Raw genomic sequence first — 11,919 nt, forward strand, 5'->3', positions numbered from 1 at the left:
CGGGGATGCGTGAAACTTACTCTCAGCCGCTGGCGCGCGATGCGATGGCCTATGTCCTTGCAGGTGGTCGCGGCAGCCGGTTGAAGGAATTGACCGACAACCGCGCCAAACCCGCCGTCTATTTCGGTGGCAAATCGCGCATCATCGATTTCGCCCTCTCGAACGCGATCAACTCCGGTATCCGCCGTATCGGCGTGGCCACGCAGTACAAGGCCCACTCGCTGATCCGCCACATGCAGCGCGCGTGGAACTTCATGCGCCCCGAACGCAACGAAAGCTTCGACATTCTGCCCGCCTCGCAGCGCGTGTCCGAAGATCACTGGTACGAAGGCACGGCCGATGCCGTGTTCCAGAACATCGATATCATCGCCTCCTACGCGCCCAAATACATGGTCATCCTTGCGGGCGACCACATCTATAAGATGGACTACGAGCTGATGCTGCGTCAGCACGTCGACAGCGGTGCAGACGTGACCATCGGCTGCCTTGTCGTGCCACGGATGGAAGCCACAGGGTTTGGCGTCATGGCGGTAGACAAGGCCGACACCATCACCGACTTCATCGAAAAGCCCGCCGATCCCCCCGGCATTCCCGGCAACGAGGAAATGGCACTGGCATCGATGGGCATCTATGTGTTCGAAACGAAGTTCCTCTTCCAGATGCTGCAGGAAGACGCAGACGATCAGAATTCCAGCCGCGATTTCGGCAACGATATCATCCCCAAGATCGTGAAGAATGGCAAGGCTGTTGCCCACCGCTTCACCGCCTCGTGCATCCGCGCGGCTGAGGAGATTGAGGAATACTGGCGCGATGTCGGCACGATCGACGCCTATTTCGAAGCCAATCTCGATCTTACCGACATCGTGCCCAAGCTCGATATGTATGACCGCGAGTGGCCGATCTGGACCGACCAGATCATCGCCGCGCCGGCCAAGTTCGTGCACGATGAAGAAGGCCGTCGCGGCATGGCAATCTCCTCGCTCATCTCGCAGGACTGCATCGTCTCCGGCGCCACCGCAAAGCGCAGCCTGCTGTTCACCGGCGTGAAGATGGGCTCATTCTCAAGTTGCGAAGAAGCAGTGATCCTGCCCTATTGCAACATCGGTCGCAGTGCCCGCCTCAGCCGTGTGATCATAGATTCCGGCGTCCGCATCCCCGAAGGACTCGTCGTGGGCGAAGACCCCGAACTCGACGCCCGCCGCTTCCGCCGCTCCGAAAGCGGCGTCTGCCTGATCACCAAACGGATGATCGACCAACTGGTATGAACGCCAACGCACCATACCTCGGCCAACGTCGCCCCTCCTGCCTGCGGGAGGGGTCGGGGGAGGGCCTGTTACGAACTGACCGCTCCGCATGACCACAAAAGTCCTCTCGGTCGCCTCAGAGGCTGTCCCGCTGATCAAGACCGGTGGCCTTGCCGACGTGGCCGGCGCCCTGCCCGCCGCCGTCGCGCCGCATGGCGTGGAGATGACCACCATCCTCCCCGGCTATCCGGCGGTGATGAAGGCGCTCTCCCGCCCCCGCGCGCTCCACACGTGGGACAATCTGCTGGGCGAAAAGGCGCGCCTTGTCGGCGGCAAGATTGATGGGCATCCGCTCCTCGTCGTCGATGCTCCCGCCTATTTTCAGCGGGATGGCGGCCCTTATGTTGATAGTTCGGGCCGCGATTGGGCCGACAACTGGCGGCGCTTTGCCGCTTTCGGGCGCGCCGCCGCCGACGTTGCAAGCGGCGCGGTAAAAGGCCGCAGCTTCGATCTGGTCCATGCCCACGATTGGCAAGCCGCGATGACCCTCGCCTACCTCCGCTTTGCGCCGCCTGAAGGTGGCCACCATGTACCCTCGGTCATGACCATTCACAACATGGCGTTTCAGGGCCACTACGGCGCAGACCTGTTCCCCGCGCTCGCCCTGCCATCCCATGCCTTTGCGATGGACGGCGTGGAATATCACGGCGGTATAGGCTTTCTGAAGGGCGGCCTCGAAGCCGCCAGCGCAATCACCACCGTCAGTCCCACTTATGCGCGCGAAATCCGCACCGCCGAATTCGGCATGGGCCTCGAAGGCCTGATCGTCAGTCGTGGGGAGCGTGTCCACGGCATAGTCAACGGGATCGATACCGCACAGTGGAATCCCGAAACAGACCCCGCGCTGAAAGCCAAATTCAGCGTCAAAGCGCTGGCCAAACGTGATGCCAACAAGCGCGCGCTGGAGTCCGAATTTGGCCTCGAAAGCAGCGATGGCCCCCTTTTCGTCGTGATCACCCGCCTCACTTGGCAAAAAGGCATCGATGTCCTTCTGGAGTGCATCGATCATCTCGTCGGCATTGGAGGACGGCTCGCCCTGCTTGGCTCTGGCGACAAGGCGATGGAAAACGCCTTCCACACCTCCGCCATGCGCCACCCCGGCAAGGTCGGCGTGCGCATCGGCTATGACGAAGCCCTTTCCCACCAGATGCAGGCGGGCGGCGATGCCATTCTCGTGCCAAGTCGCTTCGAACCCTGCGGCCTCACCCAGCTCTATGGCCTTGCCTATGGCTGCGTCCCCGTCGTCGCGCGCACGGGCGGGCTTGCCGATACCGTGATTGACGCGAACCTTGCCGCTGTCATGGGCGGCGTCGCCACCGGCGTGCAGTTCGATGGCGTTCACTATGCCGCGCTGGCCGACGCCATAAGCCGTGCCGTAACACTTTACTGGCAACGCGACACGTGGCGTGTCATCCAGCGCGCCGGCATGAAAACAGACTTCTCGTGGAGCCGTTCGGGGAAAGCCTACGCGGATCTATACGCCAGCCTTATTGCGGAGAACCCATGACCCGTACCGTTGCGTCGACGCCCTATTCCGGCCAAAAGCCCGGCACCTCCGGCCTGCGCAAGAAGGTGAAAGTATTTCAACAGGATAACTACGCCGAAAACTTCGTGCAGGCGGTGTTCGATGTGGTGGAACGCGCAACCGGCAGCACCCTGGTCCTCGGCGGAGACGGACGCTATCACAACCGCACCGTCATCCAGCAGACCATCCGCATTGCCGCCGCCAACGGCTATGTCAAGGTTCTCGTCGGCAAAGGCGGCATCCTGTCCACCCCTGCCGCATCGAACGTCATCCGCAAATATGGCGCATCTGGCGGGCTGATCCTTTCAGCAAGCCACAACCCCGGCGGCCCGGACGAAGATTTCGGCATCAAATACAACATCGCCAATGGCGGCCCCGCCCCCGAAGGGGTGACCGACGCGATCTACGCCCGCACCCAGACCATCGACCGCTGGCTGACCGTGGACGCGCCTGACGTAGACCTTGATACGCTTGGGGCTACCCAAGTCGGCGGCATGACTGTCGAAGTGATCGATTCCGTTGCTGACTACGCCGAACTCATGGAATCCTTGTTCGATTTCAACATGATCCGCGCCAACGTCGCCGCGGGATTCACAATGGCATTCGATGCGATGAGCGCCGTCACCGGCCCTTACGCCACAGAAATCCTCGAAAATCGCCTCGGCTTCCCCAAAGGCACCGTGCGCAACGGCGTGCCACTCGAAAACTTCGGTGGCCACCACCCCGATCCCAATATGGTCCACGCGCACGAACTGTTCAAAATGATGTTCGCCTCCGACGCCCCCGATTTCGGCGCGGCATCGGACGGTGACGGGGACCGCAATCTGATCGTCGGACGGCACCGCTTCATCACCCCGTCAGACAGCCTCGCCATGCTCGCCGCCAACGCCCACCTTGCGCCGGGATACGCGAGTGGACTCAAGGGCATAGCCCGCTCGATGCCGACCAGCGCCGCCGCTGACCGCGTTGCCGAAGCGCTCGGCCTGCCCTGTTTCGAAACGCCAACCGGCTGGAAATTCTTCGGAAATCTGCTTGACGCAGGCATGGCCACGATCTGCGGCGAAGAAAGCGCGGGCACAGGCAGCGATCATGTGCGCGAAAAGGATGGCCTCTGGGCCGTCCTCCTCTGGCTCAACATTCTCGCCGTGCGCAAGATCAGCCTCGATGCGCTGGCGCGTGAGCACTGGGCCAGGTTTGGCCGCAACTATTACGCCCGCCACGATTACGAAGCCCTGCCGACGGACAAGGCCGATGCGCTGATGGCGGAACTCAACGCCGCGCTGGCCAACCTGCCGGGCAAGTCCTTCGGATCGCTGGAAATTGCCGAAGCCGATAACTTCTCCTACCTTGATCCCGTCGATGGTTCGACGAGCAGCAATCAGGGCGTGCGCGTGATGTTCGTCGGCGGATCGCGCGTCGTCTTCCGGCTCTCCGGCACTGGGACCGAAGGCGCAACCTTGCGCGTCTATCTGGAGCGCTATGAGCCGGTTGGCGGTGACCTCGACCGCGAAACCCCTGAAATGCTTGCTGATCTTATCGCAGCGGCAGATGCAATCGCAGGCATCACCCGCCATACCGGCCGTACCGCGCCCGATGTGGTGACGTGAAGCCGGGAGTTCTGATAACGGACGGCAAAACCCGCTTCACCGTCCGCTCCCCCCGCGCCGAAGCGCTGACGCTCTGTCTGTTTGACGGCGATGCCGAACAGCGCGTGCCGATGGTGCGCGATGGTGACAATTGGAGCGTTGAAATCGCAGGGGATTTGCGCGGAAGCGCCTATGGCTACCGTGCGTCTGGTCAATGGAATCCACCCGCCGGGCTGTGGTTCGATCCTGCCAAGCTGCTGGTTGACCCTCACGCGCTCGAACTGGATCGCCCTTTCACATATGACCCTAGCTTGTCCGCCTATGGCATTGATACTACCGCGATAGTTCCAAAAGCGGTTGTCACGGCGCCCCCATCAATCACCCCCGCCCCGCCCCTGTTCCGCCACGGTGGACTGATCTACGAACTCAACGTGCGCGGCTTCACCATGTTGCACCCGGATGTGCCCGAAGCTATCCGCGGCACCGTGGCCGCCCTAGCGCATCCGGCAATTATTAATCATCTCAAACGCTTGCACGTTTCAGCCGTCGAACTCATGCCCATCGTGGCGTGGATTGATGAGCGCCACCTGCCCCCGCTCGGCCTCAGCAATGCATGGGGATACAATCCCGTCGCCATGATGGCGCTCGACCCGCGCCTGTGCCCCGGCGGCGTGCCCGAATTGCGCGATACCGTGGCCGCCCTGCGCGCCGAAGGCATCGGCACTATCCTTGATATCGTGTTGAATCACAGCGGAGAATCCGATGTTCTCGGCCCGGTGATCTCGCTGCGGGGGCTGGACGATGCCGCTTATGCCAAGGCGCCCGATGGCAGCCTGATCAACGATACTGGTTGTGGCAACACGCTCGATTTCGGCAATCACGCCGTCCGCACGCTGGCGCTCGATACGCTGCGCCACTTCGTAAGTCATTGCGGCGTCGATGGTTTTCGCTTCGATCTGGCGCCGATCATCGCGCGCAGCCCCGGCTTTGCCGCCGATGCTCCGATCTTCGCCGAGATTGCCGCCGATCCCGTTCTGGCGGACCGTGTGATGATCGCGGAGCCGTGGGATATCGGGCCCGGCGGATACCAGTTGGGAGCCTTCCCGCCTAATTGGCTGGAATGGAACGATAGATTCCGCGACGATGTCCGCCGCTTCTGGAAAGGCGAAGCCGGGCTTGGCCTTTTGGCGACGCGGATTGCCGGGTCTTCGGACATTTTCGGCAAAGCCTGCCGCGCAATCAACTTCCTCGCCGCGCACGATGGCTTCACGCTGGCCGATATGCTCGCCTACGAAGCGCGCCACAATTGGGCCAACGGCGAAGAGAACCGCGATGGGCATGGCGAAAATTTCAGTTGGAACAATGGCATAGAGGGCGACACTGATGACGCCACTGTGCTCTCCGCCCGCACCACCTATGCCCGCGCGCTGCTCGGCACGCTGTTCGTCTCTACCGGATCGATCATGCTGACGGCGGGCGACGAATTCGGTCGGACCCAGCGCGGGAACAACAATGCCTATGCGCAGGACAATGATACGACATGGATTGACTGGGAGCGGTGCGATCTGGCGTTGGAGGCCTATGTCTGCGAACTATCCAGTTGGCGAGCCTCGATAATTTCCGAGCTTCAGCGCTTTCCAGAGGACGGAAAGTGGCAAATCCTGAAGTGCACCAAGATGCACCTAGATGACACAGAGATGCACCCGGACGACTGGAACAGTCCTCTAACCACCGGATTCCGCTGGCAAAATGCCACTTACGGATTCACGGTTGACCGGGCCGGTCCAAAGGCCGGTCCGGCCTGACTATCATGCGCCAAGGCGGCGCAGCGACCGGTCGGGTTGGAAGTTCCCAACCAGCGTGCGCGTGTCGGACTTTTCCAATCCGAAAGCGTCGGGCAGCAACTGGTTGAGCAGCAATTGCCCGAAGGCCCAATCGCCAAGGCCCGATTCCGCATTGATGTGCCCGGCCTCACCCGCATCGGCAAAGCGGCTGCCCCAAGCCCGCGCCAGATTCCGCGCCTGACCGATGCCCATGTAGGGATCGTTGCGGCTGGCAACGAGGATCGAGGGGAACGGCAGCTCTCCATGCGGGAACGGCGCGAAGCGGGTCAGGCGGCGGTCTATCGGGCGCACCTCGACATCGGGCGGGGCGACAAGAAGCGCGCCTATCACTTTGCCATCACTCGGTTTTTCGAACTCGGCCCACCACGCCACCGCAAGGCAGCCAAGGCTGTGTGCCACCAGCACGACCGGACGGTCGGCGCGGTGGACGGCAAGATTGATCTTGTTGACCCAGGTGTTGCGATGCGGATCGTCCCACAGGCCGAGATCGACCCGCTGGGCGTTGCCAAGATATTGTTCCCAAAGCGTTTGCCAATGCCCCGGCCCGCTATTGTTGAGGCCCGGTACGGTAAGCACAAGCGGGTCTTTTCCCGCTGCAAACGAGCGTTGTTGAGTCATCTGTGCTGTCTCCTGAAACGGAAAGCCGGTCGACTCGGATTACGTCCCGACATGCACCCTAAATAACTCAACTAAATTTATAGACAATTAGATTGCGCCATAGTGACCGCTGTGTGCGTTATAGTGAAATCCCCGACTTTCCGGGCGCGATAACGCCATTGGGATCGAGCGCCGCCTTGAGCCGCTGGTTGAGCAGGCGGTTCGCCTCACCATATTGGCTGGCCACAAGGTCCATCGTGCTGACAGCGGTGCGATAGGCGGCCCAGCCCTTTTCCCCGAAGCGATGGATCATCTCTTCGGTGCATTGCTGCGCCTTGCGCTCCTCTGCCGGATCATCCTTGTCGAACAACAGGAAGATCAGGTGGTGCAGTTCGCGCCCGCCGATGGCGAAAGCGCCGTTGTAATCGAAATCGTATTTGCCCAGAATTTCCTTGGCGAGCGCGGTCTGCGCAGCGGTTTCCGCGCCCTTTGCCGGGGCGACGGGGGCAAAGCAGATCATCCCGCCACCAGGGCCGCGCCAGCGCACGATGCCGATTTCCTCAAGCGTCAATCCGCCGCGCATCAACGACTTGTGGTGTTCGAACCACGGATTGCCGGACATTTCCTTTTCGGTCAGCACTTCGCCGCCCGTCGCCTCGAAAGCGCCGCGCACGATGGGTTCGACCGCAGCGATGATCTCATCCGTGCCATAGAGCGCGAAGTAGGTGTTCCACATGCCGAGGCCGTTCTTGACCGCCTCTGCCCGGATCGCCTCGTCCGTGACCGAGCGCTTCTCGGTCCAGATCTCGTCACGCCGTTTGAACATGGCGAGCTGGTAGGCCGCGCCCATCATCAGCACGCAGTTGGGGATCAGGTTGTTCATGCGGAATGGGCGGATCGCATCGACGATCTTTGCCACATCGGCAACTTCCATGTGGCGCACCATGAACGGCTTGTAGACCGGCGGCGCGGGCATCAGCCACATTCCCAGTTTGGTGACGACGCCAAAGTTGGATTGGGTGAACAGACCATCGATATAAGGTCCGTAGCCCCACTTGAACGCCTGCCACGTCGTCGAGTTCTTTACGCTGCCCATGCCGGTGCGGACCACGGTGCCATCGGCCAGCACCACTTCCATGCCGCACTGCATGAAGAAGTGATCGCCATAGGGCGTATAGCCGACGCCGCGTTCAAGCGTGTTGCCCAGCGGCGAGACGATGGGGCCAACGGTGGGCACATCGATCCAGTAGGGCAGCTTGTGGGCCTGAAGATAATCGTGGAGATCCTGATAAGTTACGCCCGGTTCCACAAGTGCCGTGCCAAGTTCGGCATCGACTTCGATGATGCGGTTCATCCGTTTGAGATCGAGCACCATCTGGCCCGATGTGGCTGGCGTGGCATTGCCATAGCCCATGTTCTTGCCGGTAGAGACGGGCCAGAGCGGCAGGCCAGATGTGTTGGCAACCTTCAGCACGGCCTGCACTTCCTCGACCGAGGCCGGGGCGACCGCGCCGGATGGCAGGTGCTTGCCATCTGGGTCTGGCGTGAACGTGCTGGCATAGGGCAGCGTGCTGTCCGCATCGGCAAAGACCCATTCCGCACCAACGACTGCGCGCAGTTCCTTTACGGCGGCGGCAAATCGATCAGAACCGAGGCCGGGCGGCATCATGCGCGGACCATCGAGTGGGTTGGCGAATGCGCTCGTGGAAGCCAGCGCTGCTCCTGCGGCACCGGCGCGGATCAGATCACGGCGAGAGACTGTGCCGGTCATTTCCCGTGCTCCTCCGCATTGGCTTTGGATTTCTCGATCCAGCGGCTGAGCGCTGCGAGTTCGGCGTTGGTGATCTCTGTCGGGCGGAAGGCGGGCATTGCGCCTCTGCCACCGCGCACCATCGTCTGCACCGTGGCCGCCGGAATGCCGCGACCAAGGATGATCGGGCCGACATTGTGCCCGTGGCAATAGCCGCAGGCGACCGCGTAAACCCGCTCTGGCGGGCGGCCTGCCGGTGGTGTTTCAGCCGCCTTTCCTGCTGCAAGCGCCGCACCGGCAGAACCGGCAAGACCGCAGGCAAGCAGCAGCGCTATCGCCATGCGCATATTGCTCTCCCATTTCAATTATTACGTTATGTCCATTTTGATAATGGATGCAGACGCGCAGAGTCAAGCACCGGAATGCGATTGGTTCAGGCAATTGGGATTACAGGTGGGGGAGAGGCATTTCCGCGCATTGGCGGGCATGGCCGGGCGCACAGCCAAGGCCTGCAAGAACCGCGCGCGCCACGTCAGCCGGATAAGTTTCGGGCGTTTCCTCACGCAACTGGGTGAAGAGCGACGACAGCGCGGTGCCCATCACCATGTTGCGGCCGATACGATCATCATTCAGATTGAATGATTTTGTTTCAATGCCTTCGGCCACGGTCTTGCGAGCCTGTGCGAAGGTTTCTGCGCCAAACACGAAGCCACTGGCCGAAAGATTGACGATGGACCAGGCCCACTGCGGGTCGGCCCTGCCCCGCCCCAGATAGTAACGGATCGCCGCCGCCGTGCGGCACGCGGCATTGGGCAGCGTATCAAGCGCTGTGGTAACGGCGACGAGGAAATCGTGGCTGACTTCGTAAGCCAGCGCATCGCGCAGATCGTCCATGCCGGTGAAGTGGTTGTAGAACGTCTGCCGGGCGACACCGGCGGCTTCACACACTTCCTCGACCCGCGTGTAAAGGCCGTTCTCACGCCCGAAGAGGTCGAAGGTGACAGCGAGAATGCGCGAACGGGTGCGCGCGCGGCGCTCGCGACCGATCTCTGCGCGGCGTGCAGGATCGATATTGCGCTTGCGGGTCTGGCCGGTCATGATGGTTCCCTATCGCGGCGCTCGCCATCCGACCAGACAAGATTGTGGCGGAATCTGCTGGCGGTCTGCCCGCTACGTGCCTTGAAAAATCGGGCAAAATAGGCCGGATCAGCAAAGCCGAGGGCGTAGGCGATCTGCGCCACGGAAGCGCCGGTAAAAGCAAGATTGCGCTTGGCTTCAAGCAGCAGGCGATCATGCAGCAGATCGGCCGGGGCCTGCCCGGTGAGCGCGCGGGTGGCGCGGGTGAGTGTGGAAGCCGTGGTGCCGAGCGCGGCGGCATAGGCCGTGACGGCCCAGTGATCACGATAGTGTGCTTCGACCAGCGTGCGGAAGCGGGCGACGAGCGGCGAGTGGGCCTGTTGGCTCGCAGGGGTGCCTGCCTGAGATACCGCCTGAAGCGCGGTGACAAGGATCAGCGCCACTTGCGCCAACAGGCCCGGACCGGCTGCCTGCCCTGCGCGCTGTTGTTCGGCAAGATCGGTCAACAGCCAATTGAGGCGGGATGCGGCAGCGGGATGCCCCGCCAGAGAGTGTGCCTGTGTGTGCTGCAAATGGGCAAAACCGGTGAGTAGACCGGCAGTGCGCGGATCGTTGATCATATCGGCGGCGAGCGAGAAGACCCAGCCTTCGACGGCGGGTTCGAAATGGAAGGCATGAACGCAGGCGGCAGGGACAACGATCAGCGCCGGACCTTCTACGGACTGCATCGCCGTATCGCCATGAACATGCGCAACGCCGCTTTCGATCAGCAGGAGTTGCAGCATATGCGGATGGGCATGTGGCGCGATCGTCCAATCATGCAGGCTGGAACGATCAAAGATACGTTCGAGATGAACGAACTCTGGCGGCAGCGCCGTGCCGCTTTCGCCATAAAGAGCGTATCGATTGAAGCCGCCGAGTGACATGAGCTGCAATGTGCCTGCTTGCGTGAAAAGTGCAAGATTTTGCACGCAAGCTGCGTGGCGCGTGGTGGCCGTGGTTGGCACTTTCCGCCCACCTGAGAGAGGAAACATGCCAATGGCAAGCGTTCTTGAGCGGCCTAAATTCCGCTTCAATCCCTACTCCCCGGCAATCGATGCCAATCCCTTTCCCGCGTACAAGGTGCTGCGCGACGAACATCCCTGCTTCTGGTCTGAAGAGGCCGGAAAGTGGGTGCTTTCGCGCTATTCCGATGTGCTGAATGCCTTGCAGGACTGGCGCACCTATTCGTCGGCCAAGGGCAATCTGGTGGACGAATTTCCCGGTCGTGCCGGATCGACGCTGGGGTCCAGCGATCCGCCGCGCCATGACCGGTTGCGCGCGCTGATCCAGTCGGCAGTGACCAAGCGGGCGCTGGAACATATCATCGAGCCTGCAAGAGCGGCGGCGCGCGCGCATCTTGCGGAACTGGCAGACAGGCCGGTGTTCGATCTGGTGGGCGATTATACCTCGAAAGTGACGGTGGACCTGCTGTTCTACCTTTTCGCCCTGCCGGAAGAGAACGCCGACCTGGTGCGCCAGAATGCCGTGCTGATGGTGCAGACCGATCCGGCAACGCGGCAGAAATCGCCCGAACATCTGGCCGCGTTCCATTGGATGGCGGACTATGCCGAAAAGCTGGTGCAGGCGCGCAAGGCCGATCCGGGCGACGATCTGCTTTCGAACTTCATCACCGCCGAAATCGATGGTGAAAAGCTGCTCGACAAGGAATTGCAACTAACCGTGACCACGCTGATCATGGCGGGAATCGAAAGCCTTTCGGGCTTTATGGCCATGTTCGGACTGAACCTTGCCGACCACCCGGAAGCACGGCGGGCCTTGGTGGCAGATCCTACGCTGATCCCCGATGCGATAGAGGAATCGCTGCGGTTCAATACGTCAGCCCAACGCTTCAAGCGGACGTTGACGCGCGATGTGGAATTGCACGGGCAGGTGATGAAAGCTGGCGATGCGGTAATCCTCGCCTATGGTTCGGCCAACCGTGACGAGCGGGTGTTCGAGAACCCGGACGTTTACGACATCACGCGCAAGGCGAAGCGACATCTGGGCTTTGGCGGCGGGGTTCATGCGTGTCTTGGATCGATGATCGGCAGACTGGCAACGCAGATCGCGTTCGAAGAACTGCTGGCGGCAGTTCCAGACTTTAGCCGCGTGGACGAAACGCTGGACTGGGTGTCGTCATCGAACTTCCGCAGCCCCAAGGTTCTGCGACTGAAGAAGGGGTAGCCCGCACGGC

General features: G+C 61.7%; 10 protein-coding genes. 5 read left to right on the forward strand and 5 right to left on the reverse strand.

What is annotated here, in order from left to right; genetic code table 11:
- Nucleotides 1-5: 5 nt before the first annotated feature.
- The 4 genes from glgC (at nucleotide 6) to glgX (ending at nucleotide 6,220) form a co-directional block, all read left to right on the forward strand.
- Nucleotides 6-1,265: a glucose-1-phosphate adenylyltransferase gene (gene glgC, locus HGI47_RS05170; RefSeq protein ID WP_168851704.1), complete on the forward strand. Its 1,260-nt coding sequence runs from the start codon at nucleotides 6-8 to the stop codon at nucleotides 1,263-1,265.
- A gap of 88 nt (nucleotides 1,266-1,353) precedes the next feature.
- Entirely contained in the window at nucleotides 1,354-2,811 is a 1,458-nt protein-coding gene (gene glgA / locus HGI47_RS05175; protein ID WP_168851705.1) for a glycogen synthase GlgA, read from the forward strand.
- Nucleotides 2,808-4,436 carry an alpha-D-glucose phosphate-specific phosphoglucomutase gene (locus HGI47_RS05180; protein WP_168851706.1) on the forward strand — a complete coding sequence of 543 codons (1,629 nt, stop codon included), beginning with the start codon at nucleotides 2,808-2,810 and terminating at the stop codon, nucleotides 4,434-4,436. The genes glgA and HGI47_RS05180 overlap by 4 nt, the downstream gene beginning before the upstream one ends.
- Complete coding sequence (gene glgX, locus HGI47_RS05185) at nucleotides 4,433-6,220, forward strand: glycogen debranching protein GlgX (RefSeq protein WP_168851707.1); 1,788 nt, start codon at nucleotides 4,433-4,435, stop codon at nucleotides 6,218-6,220. The genes HGI47_RS05180 and glgX overlap by 4 nt, the downstream gene beginning before the upstream one ends.
- A gap of 3 nt (nucleotides 6,221-6,223) precedes the next feature.
- On the opposite strand, the gene HGI47_RS05190 is transcribed toward glgX, so the two are convergent.
- From HGI47_RS05190 to HGI47_RS05210, 5 genes are all read right to left on the reverse strand, one after another.
- A complete protein-coding gene (locus HGI47_RS05190; RefSeq protein WP_168851708.1) occupies nucleotides 6,224-6,877 on the reverse strand; it encodes an alpha/beta hydrolase in 654 nt (217 codons plus the stop codon).
- Between the two features lie 118 nt (nucleotides 6,878-6,995).
- Entirely contained in the window at nucleotides 6,996-8,627 is a 1,632-nt protein-coding gene (locus tag HGI47_RS05195; protein ID WP_168851709.1) for an FAD-binding oxidoreductase, read from the reverse strand.
- On the reverse strand, nucleotides 8,624-8,953 hold the full coding sequence (locus HGI47_RS05200) for a cytochrome c (protein ID WP_168851710.1): 330 nt from the start codon (nucleotides 8,951-8,953) through the stop codon (nucleotides 8,624-8,626). The genes HGI47_RS05195 and HGI47_RS05200 overlap by 4 nt, the downstream gene beginning before the upstream one ends.
- Before the next feature lie 100 nt (nucleotides 8,954-9,053).
- Nucleotides 9,054-9,704: a TetR/AcrR family transcriptional regulator gene (locus HGI47_RS05205; RefSeq protein ID WP_168851711.1), complete on the reverse strand. Its 651-nt coding sequence runs from the start codon at nucleotides 9,702-9,704 to the stop codon at nucleotides 9,054-9,056.
- Nucleotides 9,701-10,609 carry a helix-turn-helix domain-containing protein gene (locus tag HGI47_RS05210; protein WP_168851712.1) on the reverse strand — a complete coding sequence of 303 codons (909 nt, stop codon included), beginning with the start codon at nucleotides 10,607-10,609 and terminating at the stop codon, nucleotides 9,701-9,703. Before HGI47_RS05210 ends, HGI47_RS05205 begins: the two co-directional genes overlap by 4 nt.
- A gap of 112 nt (nucleotides 10,610-10,721) precedes the next feature.
- Between HGI47_RS05210 and HGI47_RS05215 the strand changes: the two genes are divergently transcribed.
- Nucleotides 10,722-11,909 carry a cytochrome P450 gene (locus HGI47_RS05215; RefSeq protein ID WP_168851713.1) on the forward strand — a complete coding sequence of 396 codons (1,188 nt, stop codon included), beginning with the start codon at nucleotides 10,722-10,724 and terminating at the stop codon, nucleotides 11,907-11,909.
- Nucleotides 11,910-11,919: the final 10 nt, after the last annotated feature.

Origin of the sequence: Novosphingobium sp. ERN07 (assembly GCF_012641335.1) — a bacterium.
GTDB lineage: Bacteria > Pseudomonadota > Alphaproteobacteria > Sphingomonadales > Sphingomonadaceae > Novosphingobium.

Bases quoted from the DNA above. Each gene is read 5' to 3' on its own strand.
- HGI47_RS05195 (WP_168851709.1), bottom strand. From the start codon at position 8,627: ATGACCGGCACAGTCTCTCGCCGTGATCTGATCCGCGCCGGTGCCGCA.
- HGI47_RS05205 (WP_168851711.1), bottom strand. From the start codon at position 9,704: ATGACCGGCCAGACCCGCAAGCGCAATATCGATCCTGCACGCCGCGCA.
- glgA (WP_168851705.1), top strand. From the start codon at position 1,354: ATGACCACAAAAGTCCTCTCGGTCGCCTCAGAGGCTGTCCCGCTGATC.
- HGI47_RS05180 (WP_168851706.1), top strand. From the start codon at position 2,808: ATGACCCGTACCGTTGCGTCGACGCCCTATTCCGGCCAAAAGCCCGGC.
- HGI47_RS05200 (WP_168851710.1), bottom strand. From the start codon at position 8,953: ATGCGCATGGCGATAGCGCTGCTGCTTGCCTGCGGTCTTGCCGGTTCT.
- HGI47_RS05210 (WP_168851712.1), bottom strand. From the start codon at position 10,609: ATGTCACTCGGCGGCTTCAATCGATACGCTCTTTATGGCGAAAGCGGC.
- HGI47_RS05190 (WP_168851708.1), bottom strand. From the start codon at position 6,877: ATGACTCAACAACGCTCGTTTGCAGCGGGAAAAGACCCGCTTGTGCTT.
- HGI47_RS05215 (WP_168851713.1), top strand. From the start codon at position 10,722: ATGGCAAGCGTTCTTGAGCGGCCTAAATTCCGCTTCAATCCCTACTCC.
- glgC (WP_168851704.1), top strand. From the start codon at position 6: ATGCGTGAAACTTACTCTCAGCCGCTGGCGCGCGATGCGATGGCCTAT.